Annotated in this window: 23 protein-coding genes; 17 read left to right on the forward strand and 6 right to left on the reverse strand. The window is 72.2% G+C overall.

All coding sequences use genetic code 11. The annotated features are described in order from the left end of the window. Window positions 1-95: 95 nt before the first annotated feature. The 16 genes from leuC (at window position 96) to mnhG (ending at window position 14,844) form a co-directional block, all read left to right on the forward strand. Window positions 96-1,514 carry a 3-isopropylmalate dehydratase large subunit gene (leuC, locus tag CR165_RS13105; RefSeq protein WP_109517454.1) on the forward strand — a complete coding sequence of 473 codons (1,419 nt, stop codon included), beginning with the start codon at window positions 96-98 and terminating at the stop codon, window positions 1,512-1,514. After that, a complete protein-coding gene (gene leuD, locus CR165_RS13110; protein WP_109517455.1) occupies window positions 1,514-2,143 on the forward strand; it encodes a 3-isopropylmalate dehydratase small subunit in 630 nt (209 codons plus the stop codon). Before leuC ends, leuD begins: the two co-directional genes overlap by 1 nt. A gap of 80 nt (window positions 2,144-2,223) precedes the next feature. Further along, the gene (locus tag CR165_RS13115) at window positions 2,224-3,090 is read left to right on the forward strand and encodes an HpcH/HpaI aldolase/citrate lyase family protein (RefSeq protein WP_109517456.1); all 867 of its coding nucleotides are present in this window, start codon (window positions 2,224-2,226) and stop codon (window positions 3,088-3,090) included. 216 nt (window positions 3,091-3,306) lie between these two features. Beyond that, the gene (locus CR165_RS13120; RefSeq protein WP_109517457.1) at window positions 3,307-4,242 is read left to right on the forward strand and encodes a branched-chain amino acid ABC transporter permease; all 936 of its coding nucleotides are present in this window, start codon (window positions 3,307-3,309) and stop codon (window positions 4,240-4,242) included. Beyond that, window positions 4,239-5,180 carry a branched-chain amino acid ABC transporter permease gene (locus tag CR165_RS13125; RefSeq protein ID WP_109517458.1) on the forward strand — a complete coding sequence of 314 codons (942 nt, stop codon included), beginning with the start codon at window positions 4,239-4,241 and terminating at the stop codon, window positions 5,178-5,180. The genes CR165_RS13120 and CR165_RS13125 overlap by 4 nt, the downstream gene beginning before the upstream one ends. Next, window positions 5,177-5,947 carry an ABC transporter ATP-binding protein gene (locus CR165_RS13130; RefSeq protein ID WP_109517459.1) on the forward strand — a complete coding sequence of 257 codons (771 nt, stop codon included), beginning with the start codon at window positions 5,177-5,179 and terminating at the stop codon, window positions 5,945-5,947. Before CR165_RS13125 ends, CR165_RS13130 begins: the two co-directional genes overlap by 4 nt. Next, entirely contained in the window at window positions 5,934-6,608 is a 675-nt protein-coding gene (locus CR165_RS13135; RefSeq protein WP_109517460.1) for an ABC transporter ATP-binding protein, read from the forward strand. Before CR165_RS13130 ends, CR165_RS13135 begins: the two co-directional genes overlap by 14 nt. Then, window positions 6,605-7,063 carry a carboxymuconolactone decarboxylase family protein gene (locus CR165_RS13140; protein WP_245906389.1) on the forward strand — a complete coding sequence of 153 codons (459 nt, stop codon included), beginning with the start codon at window positions 6,605-6,607 and terminating at the stop codon, window positions 7,061-7,063. The genes CR165_RS13135 and CR165_RS13140 overlap by 4 nt, the downstream gene beginning before the upstream one ends. After that, window positions 7,060-7,980, forward strand: coding sequence for an NAD(P)-dependent oxidoreductase (locus tag CR165_RS13145; RefSeq protein WP_109517461.1), 921 nt, complete (start codon window positions 7,060-7,062; stop codon window positions 7,978-7,980). Before CR165_RS13140 ends, CR165_RS13145 begins: the two co-directional genes overlap by 4 nt. A 316-nt stretch (window positions 7,981-8,296) precedes the next feature. Next, the gene (locus tag CR165_RS13150) at window positions 8,297-8,770 is read left to right on the forward strand and encodes a PTS sugar transporter subunit IIA (protein WP_109517462.1); all 474 of its coding nucleotides are present in this window, start codon (window positions 8,297-8,299) and stop codon (window positions 8,768-8,770) included. A gap of 76 nt (window positions 8,771-8,846) precedes the next feature. Continuing rightward, complete coding sequence (locus CR165_RS13155; protein WP_109517463.1) at window positions 8,847-11,720, forward strand: monovalent cation/H+ antiporter subunit A; 2,874 nt, start codon at window positions 8,847-8,849, stop codon at window positions 11,718-11,720. Continuing rightward, window positions 11,720-12,064, forward strand: coding sequence for a Na+/H+ antiporter subunit C (locus CR165_RS13160; RefSeq protein WP_109517464.1), 345 nt, complete (start codon window positions 11,720-11,722; stop codon window positions 12,062-12,064). Before CR165_RS13155 ends, CR165_RS13160 begins: the two co-directional genes overlap by 1 nt. Before the next feature lie 8 nt (window positions 12,065-12,072). After that, a complete protein-coding gene (locus CR165_RS13165; protein WP_109517596.1) occupies window positions 12,073-13,686 on the forward strand; it encodes a monovalent cation/H+ antiporter subunit D in 1,614 nt (537 codons plus the stop codon). Beyond that, window positions 13,683-14,168 carry a Na+/H+ antiporter subunit E gene (locus tag CR165_RS13170; protein ID WP_109517465.1) on the forward strand — a complete coding sequence of 162 codons (486 nt, stop codon included), beginning with the start codon at window positions 13,683-13,685 and terminating at the stop codon, window positions 14,166-14,168. The genes CR165_RS13165 and CR165_RS13170 overlap by 4 nt, the downstream gene beginning before the upstream one ends. Next, complete coding sequence (locus tag CR165_RS13175; RefSeq protein WP_109517466.1) at window positions 14,165-14,446, forward strand: K+/H+ antiporter subunit F; 282 nt, start codon at window positions 14,165-14,167, stop codon at window positions 14,444-14,446. The genes CR165_RS13170 and CR165_RS13175 overlap by 4 nt, the downstream gene beginning before the upstream one ends. After that, complete coding sequence (gene mnhG, locus CR165_RS13180; RefSeq protein WP_109517467.1) at window positions 14,443-14,844, forward strand: monovalent cation/H(+) antiporter subunit G; 402 nt, start codon at window positions 14,443-14,445, stop codon at window positions 14,842-14,844. Before CR165_RS13175 ends, mnhG begins: the two co-directional genes overlap by 4 nt. A 16-nt stretch (window positions 14,845-14,860) precedes the next feature. Here mnhG and CR165_RS13185 read toward each other — a convergent pair whose 3' ends face one another. Then, a complete protein-coding gene (locus CR165_RS13185; protein ID WP_109517468.1) occupies window positions 14,861-15,571 on the reverse strand; it encodes a metallophosphoesterase in 711 nt (236 codons plus the stop codon). Then, window positions 15,568-16,263, reverse strand: a complete 696-nt coding sequence (locus CR165_RS13190) for a GntR family transcriptional regulator (RefSeq protein ID WP_181378149.1) — start codon at window positions 16,261-16,263, stop codon at window positions 15,568-15,570. Before CR165_RS13190 ends, CR165_RS13185 begins: the two co-directional genes overlap by 4 nt. Window positions 16,264-16,375: 112 nt before the next feature. Between CR165_RS13190 and CR165_RS13195 the strand changes: the two genes are divergently transcribed. After that, window positions 16,376-17,239, forward strand: coding sequence for a fumarylacetoacetate hydrolase family protein (locus CR165_RS13195; RefSeq protein ID WP_109517470.1), 864 nt, complete (start codon window positions 16,376-16,378; stop codon window positions 17,237-17,239). A gap of 40 nt (window positions 17,240-17,279) precedes the next feature. Here the strand turns inward: CR165_RS13195 and CR165_RS13200 are convergent, their stop codons facing one another. The 4 genes from CR165_RS13200 to CR165_RS13215 all read right to left on the reverse strand — a co-directional run bounded on the left by CR165_RS13200 (window position 17,280) and on the right by CR165_RS13215 (window position 22,788). Continuing rightward, window positions 17,280-18,269, reverse strand: a complete 990-nt coding sequence (locus tag CR165_RS13200) for a Bug family tripartite tricarboxylate transporter substrate binding protein (RefSeq protein ID WP_109517471.1) — start codon at window positions 18,267-18,269, stop codon at window positions 17,280-17,282. Between the two features lie 123 nt (window positions 18,270-18,392). Next, window positions 18,393-20,711 carry a methyl-accepting chemotaxis protein gene (locus CR165_RS13205; RefSeq protein ID WP_109517472.1) on the reverse strand — a complete coding sequence of 773 codons (2,319 nt, stop codon included), beginning with the start codon at window positions 20,709-20,711 and terminating at the stop codon, window positions 18,393-18,395. 131 nt (window positions 20,712-20,842) lie between these two features. Then, window positions 20,843-21,682 carry a nucleotide-binding protein gene (locus CR165_RS13210; protein WP_181378150.1) on the reverse strand — a complete coding sequence of 280 codons (840 nt, stop codon included), beginning with the start codon at window positions 21,680-21,682 and terminating at the stop codon, window positions 20,843-20,845. Further along, a complete protein-coding gene (locus CR165_RS13215; RefSeq protein ID WP_109517473.1) occupies window positions 21,679-22,788 on the reverse strand; it encodes a flagellar biosynthesis protein FlhF in 1,110 nt (369 codons plus the stop codon). The genes CR165_RS13210 and CR165_RS13215 overlap by 4 nt, the downstream gene beginning before the upstream one ends. Window positions 22,789-22,791: the final 3 nt, after the last annotated feature.

Raw genomic sequence — 22,791 nt, forward strand, 5'->3', positions numbered from 1 at the left:
AGACCGGCTGCTGTCTAGCCTACGAGACAGCAGCATTGCGTCAACGGTTTTTCTGCGGCATCGTCCTGGCCACAACGCCGGGGGGAGGGCAGGGCATGGCCGAAGCGCCGCCGCGACGCACGCTGTTCGACAAGCTGTGGGACGCGCATGTCGTCCTCACGCGGGAGGACGGGCAGAGCCTGCTCTGGATCGACCGGCACTTCTTCCACGAGGGCTCGCACCACGCCTTCGCGCAGCTCCGCGCGCGCGGCGCGAAGGTGGCGCGTCCCGCGCTCAATATCGGTGTCGCCGACCATTACGTGCCGACGCGAACACCGCAGCGCAGCATTGCCGATTCCGGCATCGCCGGCATGGTGCAGGGGTTGGAGGCCAATGCGCGCGCCCATGGCACGCGCCTCTATGGCCTGCACGACCCGCGCCAGGGCATCGTGCATGTGGTGGGGCCGGAGCAGGGGCTGACCCTGCCGGGCCTCACCATCGTCTGCGGCGACAGCCACACCTCCACGCATGGCGCCTTCGGCGCGTTGGCCTTCGGCATCGGCGCCTCGGAAGTGGCGCATGTGCTGATGACGCAGACGCTGTGGCAGCGGAAGCCGAAGCGCATGCGCGTCACGGTGGAGGGGACGCTCCCCGCCGGCACGGGTGCCAAGGATCTGGCGCTCGCCATCATCGCCCGCATCGGCGCCGATGGCGCGCAGGGCCATGCGGTGGAATATACCGGAAGCGCCGTGCGCGGCCTCTCGATGGAGGGGCGGCTGACCTTGTGCAACATGGCCATCGAGAGCGGCGCGCGCTGCGGCATGGTCGCGCCCGATGCCACCACGGTCGGGTTCCTGCGCGGCCGGCCGCTGGCGCCGCAGGGTGCCGCCTTTGAGCAGGCCGCCGAGGCGTGGCTCGCCCTGCCGGGCGATGCGGGCGCGGAATTCGACCGCGAGGTATCGCTGCAGGCCGGCGAGATCGCGCCCATCGTCACCTGGGGCGTCAGCCCGGAGGATGCGCTGCCCGTCACCGCCGCCATCCCCGACCCCGACCGCGCCAATGACCCCTCCCGCGCCGCGCAGATCCGCGACGCGCTGGACTATATGGGCCTCCGCCCCGGCCAGCGGCTCGAGGAGGTGCCGATCGACCGCGTCTTCATCGGCTCCTGCACCAACAGCCGCATCGAGGATCTGCGCGCGGCCGCGGCGGTGCTGGCGGGGCGGAAGGCGCGGGTGCCGGGGCTGGTCTCGCCCGGCTCCTCGCTGGTCAAGCGGCAGGCCGAGCAGGAGGGGCTGGACCGCATCTTCCGCGAGGCCGGGCTGGAATGGGTGGAATCCGGCTGCTCCATGTGCGTCGGCATGAATGGCGACCTGGTGCCGGCGGGCGAGCGCTGCGCCTCCACCACCAACCGCAACTTCAAGGGCCGCCAGGGGAAGGGGGCGCGGACGCATCTGATGTCCCCCGCCATGGTCGCCGCCGCCGCGCTGGCGGGGCACATCGCCGATGTGCGGCCGATGCTGGAAGGCCGGAGCTGATGCAGCCCTTCACCACCCTGGCGGCCCCGGCCTGCCCGCTGCCGCTGGCCAATGTGGACACGGACCAGCTCATCCCCGCCCGCTTCATGAAGCGGCCGCGCAGCGAGGGCTACGGGCGGTTCCTGCTGCACGACCTCCGCTTCACCGAGGATGGCACGGTGCGGCCGGATTCGCCGCTCGACCGGCCGGAGCGGGCGGGCGCGCGGGTGCTCGTCGCCCGGCGCAACTTCGGCAGCGGCTCCTCGCGCGAGGCGGCGGTCTACGCGCTGGTCGATGCCGGCTTCCGTTGCGTCCTGGCGCCGAGCTTCGGCGACATCTTCGCCAGCAACGCCGTCAACAACGGGCTGCTGCCGGCGCGGCTGGAGGAGCGCGAGATCGAGCAGCTGCTCGCCTGGCTGGAACAGGGCGGCCGCGACCTCACGGTGGACCTGGAAGCCTGCGCGGTGCGGGCGGGCAACCACCGCTTCGGCTTCGCCATCGATCCGGTCTGGCGCACCAAGCTGCTGAACGGCTGGAACGACCTCGACCTGACGCTGAGCCATGCGGAGGCCATCGCCGCCTTCGCGGAGGCCGATGCCCGGCGCCGCCCCTGGGCCGGGCTGCCGCCCCTGGGGCCGGAAGCCGGATAGACACTCCGGCACGGGGCGCGCACAAGGGACGGGTTCGGCAATCAGGATGGCGGCGAAGCACCGCCCCCGCAGGAGGATCCATGAGCCTGACCCCGCCCCGCTGGCGTTCCCTGCTCTTCGTGCCCGCCCATGTGCAGCGCTTCATCGCCCGGGCGCATGAGCGGGGGGCGGATGGCATCATCCTCGACCTGGAGGACGCCGTGCCGGCGGCAGAGAAGCCCGCCGCCCGCGCCTCCCTCGCCGGCTCCATCGCCGCCATCGGCGCGCACGGGCCGGCGGTGCTGGTGCGGGTGAACCGGGGTCTGCGCGCCCTGGCGGCCGATCTGGAGGCAGCGGTGGTGCCGGGCCTGGCCGGCCTCGTGCTGCCCAAGGTGGAGGAGCCGGGCTATGTGCGGGACGTCTCCGCCGCCGTGGCGGAGCTGGAGGCGGAGCGCGGCATCGCCCCCGGCACGGTGCGGCTGCTGCTGCAGATCGAGACGCCCGCCGCCCTCTACGCCCTGCCCGCCATCGCGGGCGCCGACCCGCGCAGCGTGGCGATGATGCTGGGGCCGGAGGATTTCTGTGCGGCGCTCGGTGCCATCCCCGGACCGGCGGCGCTGCTCGGCCCCAACCTCGCCGTGCTGATGGCCGCCCGCGCGGCGGGGCTGATGCCGATGGGCTTCGTCGGCAGCATCGGCCAGTTCCAGGACCTGGACGCCTTCCGCCGCACCATCGCCGAGGCGCGGCAGCTCGGCTTCCGTGGCGCGCTGGCGGTGCACCCGGCGCAGGTGGCCATCATGAACGAGGTCTTCGCGCCCGATGCCGCCGAGATCGACTGGGCGCGCCGCGTGGTGGCGGGCGACGCGGAGGCGCGCGCCGCGGGCCGTGGCGCCTTCCAGATCGACGGCAAGATGATCGACCCGCCGGTGGTGCGCCGCGCCGAGGAGATCCTGGCGCTGGCCGGATAAGGCTGCCCGGGCCGTGCCCTGGCGGCGAGGCCAAATCCTCCACCGCAAAGGCGGCCCGGCAGTAACCCAGGATTGTATGGCAATATGCTGATTTGTTGACGGGCTTGGAGGCCCATGGAACAGTAGCGCAACGCTGGCAGCACATGTCAGGAAAAGGGGAGAGAGAATGAACGAGAAAGCGTGGGCCATGCCCGCGCGGCTGGAGGCGTGCCGCGCATGATGGAATGGCTTTCCGATAACGGGCTGCTGCTGGGGCTCGCGGTGCTGGACGGGCTGGCCTCGGCCGCCGCCATCTTCATGGTGGCGGTGGGGCTGAACCTGGTGTTCGGCGTGCTGCGCATCCTCAACGTGGCGCATGGCAGCCTCTACGCCATCGGCGCCTACACCGCCGCCTCGCTCACCGCCGCGATGGTCGCCGCCGGGCTGCCGGCCTGGCTCTCCTACCCGATGCTGGTCATCGCCGCGGCGCTGGTGGGCGTCATCCTCGGCCCGCTGATCGAGCGCGTGCTGCTCAAGCGGGTGGAGACGCAGGAGCCGGTGCTGCAGCTCCTCGTCACCTTCGCGCTGTTCATGATCCTCGAGGATGTGCAGAAACTCATCTGGGGGGTGCAGCCCGTCTCCAACGAGACGCCGATGCAGCTGCTCGGCACGGTGGACGTGCCCTTCGGCGCCGATGTCATCCCCTTCACCGCCTACCAGCTCTTCGTGCTGCCGGGCATCGCGCTGCTGACCCTGGTGGGGCTCGCCTGGTTCATGCGCCGCACACTGACGGGGCGCGTCATCGTCGCCGTCACCACCGACCGCGAGGCGGCCACCTCCCAGGGCATCGACGCGGCGAAGGTGACGATGCTCACCTTCACCTTCGGCGCCGCGCTGGCGGCGCTGGGCGGCGCGCTGGCCTCGCCCATGACCTCCATGGTGCCGGGCATCGGCGCCTCCACCATCGTGCTCTCCTTCGCCGTGGTGGCGACCGCCGGCCTCGGCCAGATCGAGGGCGCGGCGCTGGCGGCGGTGATGATCGGCCTCGGCCGCTCCATCGCCGTCTACCTGGAGCCGGAGCTGGAGGTGGTGATCCCCTACCTGATCATGGTGCTGGTGCTGCTGGTGCGGCCGCAGGGCCTGTTCGGCGTGACGGAGACGCGGCGCATATGAGCAGGTCCCGCCTCGAAATTCTCGCCGGCCTGGCCGGCGCGCTGCTGCTGGTGCTGATCGCCTGGGGCGTGCCCTGGCTGCGCTTCGTGCTGACCATCGCGCTCGCCAAGGGCATCACGGTGCTCGGCATCCTGCTGCTGCTGCGCGCGGGGCAGGTGAGCTTCGGCCATGCCATGTATGTCGCCATCGCCGCCTACACCGTGGCCTTCGTGGCGCCCCGCATGCCGGAGGTGCTGCTGCTGCTGCCGCTGGCGGCGCTGGCCTCCACCGCGGTGGGGCTGGTGGTCGGCCTGTTCGTCATGCGCTACCGCGAGATCTTCTTCGGCATGCTGAACCTGGCGCTCAGCATGGTGTTCTACTCGCTGCTGGAGAAGCTCTACACCATCACCCACGGCACGGACGGCATCCGCCTCCCCGTGCCCACCTTCCTCGGCCAGACCCTCACCGGCCCCACCTATGAATGGGCGGTGTTCGGCATCGCGCTGGTGCTGGCGATCGGCTTCGCGCTGCTGGTGCGGGTCTACCTCGCCGCCCCGCTCGGCCAGGCGCTGGCCGGGATCAAGACGCGCGAGGCGCGGCTGGAGTTCATGGGCGTGCCGGCGCGCTACGTGCTGCTCTCCGCCTACGCGCTCTCGGCGCTGATGGCGGGCTGCGGCGGCACCATCATCGCGCTCACCTCCCGCCACGTGACGCCGGCGCTGGCCTACTGGACCGCCTCGGGCGAGCTGGTGTTCATCGCCATCCTGGGCGGCGCGGGCAGCGTGCTGGGCGCCTTCCTCGGCGCCGTCGTCTATGAGCTGACGCGGGTCTACGCGGCGGCCAACCTGGCCGATGCCTGGCAGCTCATCCTCGGCACGGTGCTGCTGCTGGTCATCCTGTTCGCGCCGGGCGGGCTGGTCGGCATGGCGCAGGGTCTGCGGCGGAGGAAATCGGCATGAGCGTGCTGCTCTCGGCGCAGGATCTGCGCCTCGCCTTCGGCGGCGTGAAGGCCGCCGACGGCATCAACCTCGACGTGATGGAACGCGAGTTCCTGGCCATCATCGGTCCCAACGGCGCGGGCAAGACCACCTTCATCAACATGAGCACCGGCCACCTGCGGCCGCAGGGCGGCTCCATCACCTACCAGGGCCGGCAGGTGCTGGGGATGAAGCCGCGCGACATCGTCCGCATGGGCATCGCCCGCTCCTTCCAGCTGCCGCAGCTCTTCACCGAGCACACGGTGCTGGAGAACGCGGCCATGGCGGTGGCCGCGCGGGAGGGCACCTTCTCGCCCTTCCGCCCGCTGCTGCGCCCGGCCTTCCGGGCGGAGGCGGAGGCGCTGCTGGAGCGCTTCGGCCTCACCGCCGCCGCGCACCAGCGGGCGGATGCGCTGAACGAGGGCACCCGCAAGCTCACCGACATCGCCATGGCGGTGGCCATGAAGCCGCGCCTGCTGCTGATGGACGAGCCGACCAGCGGCGTCGCCGCCGCCGACAAGATGGCGGTGGTGGAGACGCTGGCGCGGGTGCTGCGCGAGGCCGGCGTGACGGCGGTGTTCGTCGAGCACGACATGGACGTGGTGGCGCGCATCGCCGACCGCGTGGCGGTGTGGGGGCAGGGCCGGATCGCGGCGCTCGGCCCGCCGGAGCAGGTCCTGTCCGACCCCATGGTGCAGCGCGACGTCATTGGCATCCAGCCCGGTGGAGGCGCCCATGCTGCGGCTTGAGAATGTCTCGGTGGATATCGCCGGCGCGCCGGTGCTGCGCGGCGTCAACCTGGCGGTGCCGCCCGGTGGCCGGGTGGCGCTGATCGGCCGCAACGGCGCCGGCAAGACCACCACCCTGCGCGCGCTGATGGGGCTGCTGCCGGTGCGCGGCGGCAACATCGTCGTCGACGGGCAGAACTGCACGGGCGCCCCCGCGTATCGCCGCGCGGCGCTCGGCATCGGCTACGCGCCGGAGGAGCGGCGGCTGTTCGGCAGCTTCACCGTGCTGGAGAACCTCCGCCTGCCGGCCGAGGTGCTGCGGCTGCCCCAGCCCGAGATGGCGCGGCGGCTGGACCTCGTCCTCACCCTGCTGCCCGAACTGCGCGACTTCGCGCCGCGCAAGGCGGCGGGGCTCTCGGGCGGGCAGGGCAAGATGGTGGCGCTGGGCCGGGCGCTGATGGTGGGCACCCGCGCCGTGCTGCTCGACGAGCCCTTCCAGGGCCTCGCCCCCGCCTTGGCGCAACGCTACGCCGAGGCGCTGGCGCGGCTGCGCGACGCGCTGCCCGATGTCGCCATCCTGATCACCGAGAGCAGCCCGGCCCTGTTGCGGCAACTGGTCGAGCAGACCTTCGTGATCGAGCGCGGCGAGATCCTGGACCCGGCGGATGCGCTGACGGATTGACCGACAATCTCGTTTTCCGCAAGCTGCGGCCCATCATCAGGGAGGATGGGCCGATGGCCGAGAGCGAGATGTTCGAGAAGGGCCTGGAGATGCGCCGCAAGGTGCTCGGCAGCGAGTACGTGGACGGCAGCATCGCCAGGGCCGACGACTTCATGATGGCCTTCCAGCGCATCACCACCGAATGGTGCTGGGGCTATGCCTGGAACCGCCCGGGGCTGGAGCCGAAGACGCGCAGCATGCTGAACCTCGCCATGCTGACGGCGCTCGGCAAGACGCCCGAGATCAAGCTGCATGTGAAGGGGGCGCTGAACAACGGCGTCACCGTGGAGGAGATCAAGGAGATCCTGCTGCACGCCACGGTCTATTCCGGCATACCGGCCGGGCTCGATGCCTTCAAGGCGGCGCATGAGGTGCTGAAGGCCGAGGGCGCGCTGCCCGAGAAGCCGGCGGAATGAGCGAGGGCGCGATCCGCCGCATCGGCTTCGTCGGCATCGGCAACATGGGCTGGCCGATGGCGGCCAACCTGCTGAAGGCGGGCTTCGCGGTGACGGTGGCCGACGCCGTCCCCAACCGCGCGCGGGACTTCGCCCGCGAGGTGGGCGGCCAGGCCGCCGCCGGCGCCGCCGAGGCCGCTGCGGGGGCCGACGCGGTCATCACCATCCTGCCCACCAGCAAGCATGTGGCGGCGGTGGTGGAGGAGATGCTGGAGGGCCTGCCCGCCGGCGCGGTGGTGATCGAGATGTCCTCCGGCGTGCCGGGTGTCACGCGGCAACTGGCGGAGCGCCTGGCCGCGAAGGGCTGCGCGATGGCCGACTGCCCCGTCTCGGGCGGCGTGCCGCGCGCCCGCATGGGGGAGCTGGCCATCATGGCCGGCGGCGAGACGGCGGTGCTCGACCGCATCGAGCCGGTGCTGCAGGCGGTGGGCACTTCCGTGCACCGCTGCGGCGGCATCGGCAACGCCCAGGCGATGAAGGCGCTGAACAACCTCGTCTCGGCCGGCGGCTTCCTGATCGGCATCGAGGCGCTGCTGATCGGCCAGAAATTCGGCCTCGACCCGGCGCTGATGGTCGATGCGCTGAACAGCTCGACCGGCATGAACAACAGCACGCAGAAGAAGTTCAAGCAGTTCGTGCTGTCGCGTCGCTTCGATTCCGGCTTCGGGCTGGACCTGATGGTGAAGGACCTCTCCATCGCCCTGGAGGTGGGGCGGGAGAGCGGCACGCCGACGCCCTTCGCCGCGCTGTGCCGCGAGATGTGGGCCAGCGCCGGCACGCTGCTTGGGCCGGGGCAGGACCATACCGCCGTGGCCCAGCTTGTCGAGCAGCTCGGCGGGCAGGCGCTGGGCGGCGGCAACGGCAGCAGCCAGAGCTGAGAACGCGGCCAGGAGCGGCGGCACCGCTTCTGGCCGCGCCAGCCTCCCGGCGGCGTGCCCGCCCGGCCTCCACCCCCGAGACAATTCCGCCCCTGAGCCCACGGAACGAAGGCCGCGTGCCGGCGTTCCGCATCTGGCCGTGGACACGTCCTGGTGCCGGAACCGCCAGCCATTCGGTCCGGCAACACAACAGTTAAATAACTTGCAATCTTCTCGGAAAATTGCGATACACTTGAAGATAAAGAAACTATACTTCGCGCCTTCATTCTGTTGCAGACCCATATCCTCGGCCGGGGATGTATTTTCGGGAAAAGTCATGGCCATCAAAAAACTCTTCAGCGGAGAGGATTCTGTTCTTTCTCTTTCTCCAGGAGACAAGAAGGAGCTTCTCGAGATGCTGGCGCAGGAAGCCTCCGCCCGCCTGTCCTATGACGGGCCGACGGTGCTGGATGCCCTGCAGGCGCGGGAAAGGCTTGGCTCCACCGCGCTCGGCCGTGGCGTCGGCCTGCCCCACACGCGGCTGGAGGGGCTGGGCACGCCGCTGGCCCTGCTGGCCCGCCTGACACGGCCGATCGACTTCGAAGCGCGGGACGGCGAGCCGGTCGATCTGGTCTTCATGGTCCTGTGGCCGGAGAACAGCGCGGAAGGCTTCCTGCCGGCGCTCTCGGGCATCTGCCGCGTGCTGCGGGGCAACCAGCTGCCGCGCCAGCTCCGCCAGGCACGCTCCGGCGCCGAGGCGCTCGCCATGCTTCAGGCCGCGGAGGTGGACAGTCCCGACGAGGCTGTCTGAGCCCGCCCGCCTCCTCTGCGGGGCACCCATCACTCCGCCGCCCTTCTTCCCGGCCTGAAGGAGAGAACCGCCGCTGATGCCTGATGCTCTTTACCTTTCGACGGCGATCGGCCTGCCCTATCTCGGGGCGCTGGTCACCGCGCTGCTGCCGGCCAATGCCCGCAGGCTGGAATCCTGGCTGGCCGGTGCCGTCGCGCTGCTGACGCTCACCATGGTGTGGCTCTGCTACTATCCCACCATCGCCGAGGGCGGGGTGGTCCGCGCCGAGATCGCCTGGGTGCCGCAGCTCGGGCTGAACCTGGTCCTGCGGCTGGACGGCCTGGCCTCGGTCTTCGCGGTGATGGTGGCGGGCATCGGGCTGCTGGTCGTGCTCTACGCGCGCTACTACATGTCCTCGGACGACCCGATCCCGCGCTTCTTCGCCTTCCTGCTCGCCTTCATGGGCTCGATGATGGGGCTGGTGCTGTCGGGCAACCTGATCCAGCTCGTCTTCTTCTGGGAGCTGACCAGCCTCTTCTCCTTCCTGCTGATCGGCTACTGGCAGCACTCCGCCCAGGCGCGGGACGGCGCGCGCATGGCGCTCACCGTCACCGCCAGCGGCGGGCTGGCGCTGTTGGCGGGCGTGCTGCTGCTCGGCCACATCGTCGGCAGCTACGACCTGGACCGGGTGCTGGCCTCGGGCGATGTCATCCGCGCCCACCCGCTCTACCTGCCGGCGCTGGTCCTGGTCCTGCTGGGCGCCCTCACCAAGAGCGCGCAGTTCCCCTTCCACTTCTGGCTGCCGCACGCCATGGCGGCGCCCACCCCCGTCTCGGCCTACCTGCACTCGGCGACGCTGGTGAAGGCCGGCATCTTCCTGATGGCGCGGCTCTGGCCGGTGATGGCCGGCACCGACGCCTGGTTCTGGATCCTCGGCAGCGCGGGCATGATCACGCTGCTGCTCGGCGCCTATGTCGCCATCTTCCAGCACGACATGAAGGGGCTGCTGGCCTATTCCACCATCAGCCATCTCGGGCTGATCACGGTGCTGCTCAGCCTCAACAGCCCGCTGGCCATGGTGGCGGCGATCTTCCACACCATGAACCATGCCACCTTCAAGGCCTCGCTGTTCATGGCCGCCGGCATCATCGACCACGAGACCGGCACGCGCGACATCCGCAGGCTCTCGGGCCTCAACGCCACCATGCCCTTCACGGCGCGGCTGGCGATGGTGGCCGCCGCCGCCATGGCGGGCGTGCCGCTGCTGAACGGCTTCATCTCCAAGGAGATGTTCATCACCGAGACGCTGTCGGCCTCGACGGCGCCCACCCTCCTGCACAGCCTGCTGCCGCTCGGCGCGGCGCTCGCCAGCATCTTCGCGGTGGCCTACTCGCTGCGCTTCATCCACGGCGCCTTCTTCGGCCCCACCACCGGCGACATGCCGCACACCCCGCACGAGCCGCCGCAATGGATGCGCCTGCCGGTGGAGGTGCTGGTGTTCGGCTGCATGGTGGTGGGCATCCTGCCCGCCGCCACCATCGGGCCGTTCCTCGATGTCGCGGTGCGCTCGGTGCTGGGGGAGGCCACGCCCTATTACAGCCTGGCGGTCTGGCACGGCTTCAACCTGCCGCTGGTGATGAGCCTCATCGCCCTGGCCGGCGGCGCGCTGCTCTACCGCCTGCTGCAACGCCACCTGAACGCCGGCATCGACGGCACGCCGCTGCTGCGCCGCCTGGACGGAAGGCGCCTGTTCGACCGGGTGATGGTCTTCCTCTCCTGGCGCTTCGCCCGCACGCTGGAGCGGCTGCTCGGCACCAGCCGGCTGCAGACCCAGCTGCGGCTGATGGTCTGCGTCACCATCCTGGCCGCGGTACTGGCGCTGGCGCCGCATGATTTCGGCCTCGGCGTGCTGCAGCTGAGCCCGGCCGATCCGGTGATCGGGCTGGTCTGGCTGGCGGGCAGCCTCTGCGCCCTGGCGGCCGCCTACCAGGCCAAGTACCACCGGCTGGCGGCGCTGGTGCTGCTGGGCGGCGCCGGGCTCGCGGTCTGCATCACCTTCGTCTGGTTCTCGGCGCCCGACCTCGCGGTGACCCAGCTGCTGGTCGAGGTGGTGACGACGGTGCTGCTGCTGCTCGGCCTGCGCTGGATGCCCAAGCGCCTCGAGCTCGCCGGCTCCGGCCGGCTGCTGTCGCGGCTGCGGCGCTACCGCGACTTTGCCATCGCGCTGGGAGCGGGCCTGGGCCTGACCGCCATCTCCTACGCCACCATGACCCGCGTCTCGCCCGAGGGCATCTCCCGCTTCTTCCTGGAGCGCGCCTACACCGAGGGCGGCGGCACCAACGTGGTCAACGTCATCCTGGTGGATTTCCGCGGCTTCGACACCTTCGGCGAGATCACGGTGCTCTGCATCGTGGCGCTCACCGTCTTCGCGCTGCTGCGCCGCTTCCGCCCGGCGCCGGAGAGCATCGGCGTGCCGGACCAGCAGCAGGGCGACGTGCGGAACTGGATGATGGTGCCCGCCGTCACCATGAAGCTGCTCTTCCCGCTGATCGGCGTGGTGGCGGTCTACCTGCTGCTGCGCGGGCACGACCTGCCGGGCGGCGGCTTCGCCGGCGGGCTGATGCTGGCCATCGCCATCCTGCTGCAATACATGGCCGGCGGCACGCGCTGGGTGGAGGACCACCTGCGCGTCCATCCGCTGCGCTGGATGTCGGCGGGGCTGCTGCTGGCCGGCGGCACGGGGCTCGCCGCCATGGCCTTCGGGCAACCCTTCCTGACCTCCTACTTCGCCTATGCCGATCTCGGCTGGCTCGGCAAGTTGCCGGTGGCCAGCGCGCTGATCTTCGACATCGGCGTCTTCGCCCTGGTGTTCGGCGCCACGGTGCTGATGCTGATCGCCATCGCCCACCAGTCGGTGCGCAGCCAGCGCGCCGCCCCGACACCCCCGCCGGCCCCGCAGGAGGAGCGCTGATGGAACTCATCCTGGCCCTGAGCATCGGCGTGCTGGGCGGCTCGGGCGTGTGGCTGCTGATGCGGCCGCGCACCTTTCAGCTCATCATCGGGCTTTCGCTGCTCTCCTACGCGGTCAACCTGTTCATCTTCAGCATGGGCCGCTTCCCCGTGGGGCGGCCGCCCGTGCTGGAGCCCGGCACCGCCGGCGACCCGGCGCAGTATGCCGACCCGCTGCCGCAGGCGCTGGTGCTCACCGCCATCGTCATCGGCTTCGCCACCACGGCACTGTTCCTGGTGGTGATGCTGGCCGCGCGCGGCCTGACCGGCGGCGACCATGTGGACGGGCGGAGGCAGGACCATTGAGCGGCTGGATGCAACACCTCGCCATCGCGCCGATCCTGCTGCCGCTGCTGGCCGGCGCCATCATGATCCCGATGGACGACCAGCGCGGCCGGCTGCGCGCGGCGCTGGGCGTCGCCTCGGCGCTCGGCCTGCTCGCCATCGCCATCGCCCTGGCCTTCCTGGCCGATGCCGGCGATGCGGCGCCGGTCTTCGTCTACCGCCTCGGCAACTGGCCGGCGCAGTTCGGCATCGTGCTGGTGGTGGACCGGCTGGCGGCCATGCTGCTGCTGCTCTCCGCCGTGCTCGGCCTCGCCGCGCTGCTCTTTTCCCTGGTGCGGTGGCAGCGCATGGGCGCGCATTTCCACGCCCTGTTCCAGTTCCAGCTGATGGGGCTGAACGGCGCCTTCCTCACCGGCGACCTGTTCAACCTCTTCGTCTTCTTCGAGGTGCTGCTGGCCGCCTCCTATGGCCTCGCCCTGCACGGCTCGGGCGTTGCGCGGGTGAAGGCGGGGCTGCACTACATCGCCATCAATCTTGCGGCCTCGCTGCTGTTCCTGATCGGCGTCAGCATGATCTACGGGGTGGCGGGCACGCTCAACATGGCCGACCTCGCCGCCCGCATCCCCGCCCTGCCGGCGGAGGACCGGCCGCTGCTGGAGGCGGGCGCCGCCATCCTGGCCATGGCCTTCCTGGCCAAGGCGGCGATGTGGCCGATGGGCTTCTGGCTTGCCCCCACCTATTCGGCGGCGAGCCCACCCGCCGCCGCCATCTTCTCGATGATGAGCAAGGTGGGCTTCTACGCCGTGCTGCGCCTCTCGCTGCTGCTGTTCGGCGCCGAGGCGGGGGCGTCGGCCGGCTTCGGCAGCACCTGGCTGTTCCTCGGCGGGCTGGCCACCATCGCCTTCGGCGCCATCAGCGTGCTGGCCACGCAGGACCTCTCGCGCCTGGCCGGTGCCAGCGTGCTGATCTCCTCCGGCACCTCCCTGGCGGCGCTGGGGGCGGGGCAGGAGGCCGTCACCAGCGGCGCGCTGTTCTACCTGGCCAGCTCGGCCCTGGCGATCGGCGCCTTCTTTCTGCTGGTCGAGCTGCTGGAGCGCGGCCGCGAAGTGGGCGCCGACGTGCTGGCGGTGACCCAGGAAGCCTATGGCGGCAAGACCGAGGAGGATGAGGAGGAGGTCGAGGTGGGCACGCCCATCCCCGCCACCATGGCGGTGCTCGGCGGCTGCTTCCTCTGCTGCGCCCTGGTGCTGGCGGGGCTGCCGCCGCTCTCCGGCTTCATCGCCAAGTTCGCCATGCTGGACGGCATCCTCAACCCGCAGGGGTTGGGGCAGGGCGCGGCGGCGGTGCCGCCCGATGGCTGGGCGCTGCTGGCGGCGCTGATCCTCTCCGGCCTCGCCACGGTACTGGCGATGACGCGCGCCGGCATCCGCAGCCTGTGGGCGGCCACCGACCGCGCCGTGCCGCGCGTCGGCGTGGTGGAGATCGCCCCCATCCTGCTGCTGCTCGGCCTGTGCATCGGCATGACGGCGGGGGCGGGGCCGGTGCTGCGCTACATGCAGGCCACCGCCAGCGCGCTGCACACGGCGCCGAGCTACATGGGCAGCGTGGTGCCGGTGGATGGCACGACGGAGGCCCGGCCATGAGGTGGCTGCTGCCGCACCCGGTCGTATCGGCCGGGCTGTTCGTCTTCTGGCTGCTGGCCAGCCGCAGCGTGGCGCCGGGGCCGGTGGTGGTGGGCGCCATCATCGCCGTGCTCGGCGGCTGGGCGCTGGCCCTGCTGGACCCGCCGCAGGTGCGCATCCGCCGCCCCGGGCTAATCCTGCGGCTGCTGGGCCGGGTCTTCGTCGACATCATCCGCTCCAACATCGCCGTGGCGCGGATCGTGCTGAGCCGCAGGCCGGCGCGCCGCGCCGGCTTCATGCACATCCGGCTGTCGCTGCGGGAGCCGCACGCGCTCGCCGCGCTGGCCTGCATCCTCACCGCCACGCCCGGCACCGCCTGGCTGGAATTCGACCCGGAGGAGGGCTGGCTGCTGCTGCACGTCCTCGACCTGATCGACGAGGCGGAGTGGGTGCATATCGTCAAGGAGCGCTACGAGGCGCCGCTGCTGGAGATCTTCCGATGAGCCTTGTGGTGCTGAGCTGGTCGCTGTTCGCCGCGCAGATCATGCTGGGCCTCGCCTTCGGCTGCACCGCTTGGCGCGTGCTGCATGGCCCGCGTGCGCAGGACCGCGTGGTGGGGCTCGACATCCTCTACATCAACGGCATGCTGCTGCTGCTGACCTTCGGCATCCGCACCGGTACGGACCTCTATTTCGAGGCGGCGCTGGTGGTGGCGCTGCTGGGCTTCGTCAGCACCGCGGCGCTGGCCAAGTTCCTGATGCGCGGCGAGGTGATCGAATGAACCATCTGGCGGAGCTTCCTGCGCCGGTGGCGCTGCTGGCGTCGGCGCTGGTGCTGGCGGGGGCCTTCCTGTCGCTGGCCGGCTCCTTCGGCCTGCTGCGGCTGCGCACCTTCTACGACCGGCTGCACGCGCCCACCATTGCCACCTCCATGGGCATCAGCTGCGTGCTGCTGGCCTCCATGGTGGTGTTCACCGCGCTGCAGTCGCGGCTGGTGATCCACGAGGTGCTGGTGGGCGCGCTGGTGGTGCTGACCACGCCGGTGACGCTGATGCTGGTGGCGCGCACCGCGCTGCACCGCGACCGGCTGGAGAACAACCCCGGCGTGCCGCGCGCCGCCGCGCCGGACGAGACCGCGGAACACCCGGAGGCGGCGCGGCCGGAGGGACCGCCCGCCTGAGCCTGCCCGCCGCGCCTCAGGCCTGGAGGAAGCCCAGCCGGCCTTCCTCCAGCACGGCGCAGGTGAGGGGGCCGCCGGACCAGGCGGCGGTGTCGAGATTGATGCGGTTGTGGCGGATCTCGGGCTCCGCCCGCGCGGTGTGGCCATGCACCACCACGACACCGTGCGCCGCCTCGCTGGAGAGGAAGGGCTGCCGGATGCGGATGAGGTCCTCCGCCGATTGCGCCTCCAGCGGCAGGCCGGGCCGGATGCCGGCATGGACGAACAGATACCCCCCCGCCCGGTGCCAGCGCCCGAGGCGCCGCATCCACGCCAGATGCGCGGCCGGGATTGCCTCGCGCCACAGCGCGGGCGCGGCCTCGGCCGGCAGGCCGTAGCTTTGCAGGGTGGGGCGGCCGCCGCACCACAGCCAGTCCGCCACGTCGCCCGGCGCGCCCTCCAGCGCCGCCAGCATTGTTGCCTCGTGGTTGCCGCCCAGGTCGATGCGCCGCGCCGGCAGGGCCGGGGGGCCGCTGAGCCAGTCCAGCACGCCGGCGCTGTCCTCGCCCTTGTCCACGTAGTCGCCGAGATGCAGCAGCGTCGGCCGCGCGACGGGGCGGGCGGCGAGGTCGTCCGCCACCAGCGCGTGCAGCCGCCGCAGCCGGGCCGCGCAGCCATGGATGTCGCCCACGGCATAGATGCGCTCCTCCGGCGGCAGCCGGGCCGGGGCGGGGCGGAAGTCGATCATGCCGCGCCGCCCTCCAGCCCGGCGCCGACATAGGCCCCGGTCTGCTCGTAGTGCCGGGCCAGCAGGGCGGCGGCCTCCTCGGCGTCGCGCGCCAGCACCGCGCGGGCGATGGCGGCGTGCTCGGCGGCCACCTCCCGGCCCGGATAGGCGCGGAGGCTGGAGATCGCCCCGTAGCGCTGCGCCTCCTCGCGCAGCTTGTCGCAGAAAGCCAGGAGCTCCGGCGCGCCGCAGGCGGCCAGCAGCGCCCGGTGGAAGTGGCGGTGGCATTCCTCCCACGCCGGGTTGGCGACGAGCCGCTGCGGGTCGAGCGAGCGCGCCAGGCGTTGCAGCCGGTGCCCGGACAGCAGCACCGCCTCCTCCCACGCGGCATCGCCGCAGCGGAGAGATTCGCGCAGCGCCGCGCACTCGGCCAGCACGCGGCTGCGGATCAGCCCGGCAAGGGCACCCGGCGGCGCCGCCGCAACGCGGAAGCCGCGATGCTCCGCCTGCTCCGCCAGCCCTTCCGCCGCCAGCCGCGAGAGCGCCTCCCGCATCGGCGAGGCACCGGCGCCGTAGCGTTCCGCCAGCGCGCGCAGTGTCAGGCGGCCGCCGGGCGGCAGGGCGCCGGAGAGGATATCGGCGCGCAGGCGGCGGTACATGGCACGCGCCAGCGTGGTGTCCGGCAGGTCAGGCGGGGTGTCGGAAGGTGGCATGGGCGCCGCATGATCGTCATTCCTGGGGAGCAATGCAAGGATTGCCGCAAATGCGGATTGACGACAGCGGTTTTTCGATAAGACTCCCGGAAACCCCGGAAGGAATTTTCCCATGCGCCTGATCGCTTTCCAGCACGAGGGGCGCGCGGCCCTCGGTGCCCGGCTGGGCACGGAGGTCGTTCTCCTCGCCGACGTGGTGCCGGGCCTGCCGCAGGACCCTGCCCTGGCCCTGGCCGCGCTCGGGCTGCCGGAGGGCGCACCCGCCCTGGCCGCGCGCCTCGCCGATGCGCCGCGCCGGCCGCTCGCCGGGCTGACCCTGCTGCCCGTCATTCCGCGCCCCGGCAAGGTCGTCTGCATCGGGCTGAACTACGCGCTGCACGCCAAGGAGGGGAACAACCCCATCCCCGACTATCCGGCGGTGTTCTTCCGCGGCCCCACCTCGCTCGCCGCGCACGGCCAGGCGCTGCTGCGGCCGAAGGCTTCCGACAAGTTCGACTACGAGGCGGAGCTGGCCATCGTCATCGGCAAGCGCGCGCGGCACCTCAGCGAGGCCGAGGCGCTCTCCTGCGTCGCCGGCTACACCTGCATGAACGAGGGCTCGGTGCGCGACTACCAGCGCAAATCCACCCAGTGGGGCATGGGCAAGAACTTCGACCGCACCGGCGGCCTCGGCCCCGAGATCGTCACGCCCGACGAGCTGCCGCAGGGGCCCAACGCGCTGCGCATCACCGCCCGCCTCAACGGCGAGACGATGCAGGACAGCAACACCTCCGACATGATCTTCTCCGTCCCGCGCATCCTCGCCATCCTCTCCGAGGCGATGACGCTGGAGCCAGGCGATGTCATCGCCACGGGCACGCCGAGCGGCGTCGGCTATGCCCGCAAGCCGCCGGTCTTCATGAAGGGCGGCGACACGATGGAGATCGAGATCGAGGGCATCGGCACCCTCGTCAACACCGTCGAGGACGAGGCCTGAGCGGCCGGCCGCCGCGCCATCGGGCGCGGCGGCCACGGCCTCATTGCACGGTGATGTTGCGGCTCCGGATCACCGCGCGCCACTTGGCGTTCTCCGCCGTGTGGTAGGCCGGCCATTCGGCGGGCGTCTGGGTCTCGGGCGTCACCGCCAGGGCGGCGAGGCGCTCGCGCGTCTCGGGCGCCGTCATGGCGGCGCGGGTCAGCGCATGCAGGCGGGTGACGATCTCGGCCGGGGTGCCGGCCGGGGCCAGCAGCGCGATGTGCTCCTCCGCCTCGTATTCGGGGAAGCCCTGCTCACGGAAGGTCGGGATCTCCGGCGCCACGGCGCTGCGCTCGCGCGAGGAGATGGCCAGCGGCCGCAGCTCCCCCGCCTGGATCAGCGGCAGCAGGCCCGAGGCGGCCTGGATGACCATGGAGACCTCCCCCTGCATCGTGCCCTGCACCGCCTGCGCGCCGGAGCGGTAGCCGACATCGCCGAGCCGCAGCCCGGCGGCCTGCAGGAACAGCTCGGTCGCCAGATGGGTGGAACTGCCGGTGCCGGAATTGGCGAAGGTCATGGTGTGGCCGGGCTGCTTCGCTAGGGCGACGAACTCCGCCAGGCTGCGGGCGGGCGAGGCCTTCGGCACCACCAGGATCATCGGCTGCGCGGCGATGAGGCCGACACCGGTGAAGGCCTGCGCGTTGTCATAGGGCAGGTTGTAGAGGTGCGGCGCCATGGCATAGGTGCTGACGGTGCCGACCAGCAGCGTATGGCCGTCCGGCCGCGCCCGCGCGACGGAGGCGAAGCCGATCGTGCCGTTCGCCCCCGCGCGGTTGTCGATGACGAAGCTCTTGCCGGTGTCCTGCGAGAGGCGTGCCGCCAGGATGCGGGCCACCGCGTCGGTGGAGCCGCCGGCGGCCCAGGGCACCACCATCGTCACCGTGTGGGCGGGGAAGCCGGCGGCGCCTTGGGCAGAGCCCGTGCGCGGGAGGGCGAGGGAGAAGGCGGGCAGGGCCAGGGCGGCCCTGCCGAGATCGCGGCGGGTGAACATCGGGCGTTTCCTCATGGCCCGCATCCTCCGGGCCTTGCGGAATTGTCACGACCGAGGCGGCGGAGACAAGAGGCTTCCGCACCGGCGGGCACCGGCCCGCCGGCCTTTCCAGGGTCCCGCGCCTCAGGCGCGGATCGCCACCAGGAACTCGCTGGAGCGGGTGCGGAGCTGCCCGGCCTGGCTGGCCAGCTCCTCCGTGGCGCCCAGCATCCCCGTCGCCGCCTGGCGCGTCTCCTGCGCCACCTGCCGCACGCTGGCGATGCGCTGCGTCACCGTGCCGGTGGCCTCGGCCACCTGCGCGGCGCTGCGGGCGATCTCCTGCGTCGCCGCCCCCTGCTCCTCGACGGCGGCGGCGATGGCGGTGGAGATCTCGTTGGTCCGCTCCACCGTGTTGCCGATGCCGCGGATGGCCTCCACCGCGCGCGTCGTCACCGCCTGGATCTCGGCGATCTGGCTGCCGATCTCCTCCGTCGCGCGGGCGGTCTGCCCGGCCAGGTTCTTCACCTCGGAGGCCACCACGGCGAAGCCCTTGCCCGCCTCGCCGGCGCGGGCCGCCTCGATCGTGGCGTTCAGGGCCAGCAGGTTGGTCTGCCCGGCGATGTTGCCGATCAGCTTCACCACATCGCCGATGCGCGCCGCGCTCTCGGCCAGGCTGCGCATGGTCTCGTCGGTCGCGCGCGCCTCGGCCACCGCCTGGCGCGTCACCGAGGCGGCCTCGGAGACGCGGCGGGTGATCTCGACGATGGAGGCCGCCATCTCCTCGGAGGCGGCGGCGACCGCCTGCACATCGGCATTGGCGCGGCCGGCGGCGTCGGCCACCAGCCCGGCCTGCTGGTCGGACTGCTCGGCGCTGGCGGAGAGATGGCGGGCCGCCGTCTCCATGTCGCCGCTGCGGGCCACCACGGTCTCGACCACGCCGCCCACCTCGCCCTCGAAGGTGTTGGCGAGGCGCGCCTGCTCCGTGACCACTGTCCAGACCATCATCGGGCCGACATAGCCGCCGGCATTGTCGCGGATGGCGGAGACGTTGAGGTCCATCACCTCCGCGCCCACGCGGATGCGGGTGCGGTAGGGCAGGCGCGAGCCATCGGCCAGGATCTCCTGGATGGCGCCGGGCTGGCGGTGGAAGATATCGATGCTGCGGCCCACCACCTCCTCCACCGGGCAGGGCAGGATCTGCGGGATGCGCTCGGTCAGGATCTCGCGCATGCGGGCGTTGAGGTAGGTGATGCGGAAGCCGTCCTCCGGGTCCGCCATCACCACGCCCGTCGGCATCTGCTCCAGCATCTGGCGCTGCGCGAAGGCCTCGGCCACCGTGCCGCGCAGCGCCTCGACGGCACCGGCGATGGCGCCGATCTCGTCACGGCGGTCGCGGTCGGTCACCTCCACCTTGGCGTCGCCGCCGGCGATGCGGGCGAGGATGCCGGAGAGGCGGCGGAGCGGGGCGGAGATGGCGCGGGTGGTGCCCCAGCCGGCCAGCACCGCCACCAGCCCGACCAGCACGCCGGCGATCAGCGTGTTCTGCCGCACCGTCTCCATCGCCGCCTCGGCGGCGGCGATGGAGGATTGCGCGCGCAGCGCCAGCCGGTCCTTGACGCCGTCCAGCGCCTCCTCCAGCTGCGCCATCGCCGGCCGCACCTGCTGCTCGCGCAGCGTGCGGATGGCGTCGAGCGCATTCACCGACTCATCCGACGCGCTGGCCAGAGTGGTGCTGGCGCGGCCCAGCACCTCGACGCTCTGGCGCAGGGAATCGTTGAACGGCCCGGACTGGAAGCCGCGCAGGTGCACGCGCTGCTGCGCGATGGCGCGGCGCAGCCGGCGGGACTGGTCCTCATCCTCCGTGCTCAGGAAGCGCTGGATGCTGGCGCGCATCTCGCCCACGGCGGCGTGGTAGGACATCAGCCGCTGGCGCATCTCGTCCACCCGGCCCGGTTCGGTCAGGTCGAACTGCAGGCTGGCCTGCACCGCCTCGAAGCGCTGGTCGTACTCGCCCATCGCGGGGAACAGCACCTCGTCGCGCCGCTGCAGCAGCATGCGGCGCTGCTGGATCACCGCCTCCAGGGCCTTGGCATAGGCATCGATGCGCGGCAGCACGGCCTCGGCCTGGGCGCGGTCCTCGCCGGAGAGCATCGCCAGGCTCTCCTGCACCCGGCCGCGCAGCGCCTCGAGGGCAGCCTGGTTGCTGGCCCAGGCGGTGTCGAGCGCGGCGGCCGACTGCGCGTTCTCCGCCGTGCTGTTGGCGAGCGCCGCGCGCGCCGCCTCGGCGAGGGCGCTGCGCAGGGTGGTGTCCGCCGTGGAGGCCGTGTGCAGGTCGCTCACCCGCTCGTCGATCTCCGACAGGCCGAGATTGGTGCGCACCACCAGCACCGTCAGCAGGATCAGGGTGAGCGTGACCGAGAGGCCCAGCTTCATCCCCACAGACAAATTCTTCAGAAGGCGCATCGGGGCAGGGTCCTGGAGCAAGAAGACTGCCTATCTTCTCCTCAGGTCTTAACAGCCTGTTTCCCTGCCGGCCGGATGGTCGTCCGGCCGATCCGGCAAGCCCCCTTGCGAGGAGAGATTTTGTAAACCCTTCACCGCACCGCGGCGAAGGCGGCACGCAGGCCGAGCCCGCCGGCCAGAGCCTCCACATCGGCCGCCGCGGCGCTGCCGGGGTGGCGTGTCAGCAGCGGGGTCTGCCGGCGGATGGCATCGCGCACCTTCTCGTCGCGCCGCACCACGCCGGCCAGCGGCACCTGCCGGCGCAGGAAGGTGACGCAGGCGCGCTGCAGGGTGGCGGCGGTGCGGCGGCCGCGCGCCGCGTCCATCGCCTGGTTCACCACGATGCGCGCCTCGGCACCAGGCCGGTCCTGGCCGTGCAGCTTCAGCACGGCATAGGCGTCGGTCAGGCTGGTTGGCTCGTCGGTGGCCACCACCAGCAGCAGGTCGGCGCTGGCGGCGAGGCGGCGCGTCGGCGGCGCAAGCCCCGCGCCGAGGTCGAGCAGCACCACGTCCCAGAAGGTGGCGCCGTCGCGCAGCAGGGCGGCGACGCGCTCCACCGTCGCAGCCTCCATCGCCGCCAGCGCGCCGCTGCCGGAGCGGCCGGCCAGCACGTCGAAGCCGCCCGCCGGGTGGCGCAGCACCGCCTGGCGCAGGCTGAGCCGGCCGGTCAGCAGCCCGTGCAGGTCCCGCTCCGGCTGCAGGCCGAGCTGCACATCGACATTGGCGAGGCCGAGATCGGCGTCCACCAGCAGAACCTGCAGGCCGCGCCGGGCCAGCGCCTGGGCCAGGGTGATGGAAAGCCAGGTCTTGCCCACGCCGCCCTTGCCGGAGGCGACGGCGACGATGCGGCCCGGCGGCAGCAAGGGCTCCGGCAACAGCGGCTCGGGCAGCAGCGGCTCCGGGGAGAAGGCCGCGCGGGGTTCGATCATCATGCGAAGTCTCCGGCCGGAAGCGTGGCAGGGGCACGGAACAGGGCGTTGCGCGCCGCCGTCGCGGCGGGCTGATGGGCGGCCGTGGAGCCGGGCGGGCCGGCATGGGTGCGGCGGCGCAGGCGCTCCGCCATCCAGGCGGGCGAGAGCGGCAGCAGCCCGTCGGCCAGGCGGTTGCCGGCGCCGGCCTCGGCGATGACCAGGCTGGCGGCGGCGGCGGCGGAGAGCAGCCCCCCCATCCGCCGCGTGGCGTCCAGCCGCGTCGGGATCATGTGGGTGGCGCCGAGGGCGCGGAAGGCACGGGCCAGGTCGGCCGCCTCGGCGCTGTCCAGCCCGGCGGGCAGCACCAGCGCGACATGGGCGCGGGTGGCCTGGATCAGCGCCAGCAGGGCGCGCGCCTGCTCGGGGTCGAACGGGTCCGTGCCGGGGGTGTCGATCAGCACGCCGCCGGGCGGGCGCAGCGCCACGGCCTGCAGCGCGGCGGCCGGGCTGGCGGCGTGGCTGAGCGGCGCGCGCAGCAGGGCGGCGACGCCGACGAGCTGCGCCGCCGCGCCGGGGCGCTGCTGGTCGGTGTCGACGATCAACGGCGGCGTGGCGCCGGAGAGCACCTGGCGCGCCGCCAGCTTCACCGTGGTCAGCGTCTTGCCGGCGCCGGGGGGGCCGGCCAGCAGCAGCGGGCGCTCCTCCGGCGGCGGCAGCCGGCCGAAGCGCAGCGTGGCGGCCAGCATGGCCTCCAGCGGGCCGGACAGCAGCCGGTCGCGCAGCGCCCCGGGCACGCCATGGAAGGCCAGCGCGGCCGCAGCCTCCTCCGCCGCCCCGCCCCGCAGGGGGGGGCCGGCCGTGGAAAGGGCGGGCAGCGGCAGGGCGAAGCTTTCCGGGAGCGGCGCCTGCGCGGGGGAAAAGGCGGGCATCAGCGGCTCCTCCAGAAATTCCTTGGGCAGCGGTTCCTCGGGCGGCCCGTCGGGCGGCTCCGGCTCCACCCCGCCGGTAACCTCATAGCCCTCGCCGACGCGGCGGGAAGCGAGCAGCACCGCCTCCGGCCCCAGCTCGGCGGCGAGCAGGCGCATGGCATCGGCCATGCTGCGGGCGCGGACGACGCGGATGCGCATGCC

The organism is Teichococcus aestuarii (genome assembly GCF_003116135.1).
In the GTDB taxonomy this organism is placed as follows: Bacteria; Pseudomonadota; Alphaproteobacteria; order Acetobacterales; family Acetobacteraceae; genus Pseudoroseomonas; species Pseudoroseomonas aestuarii.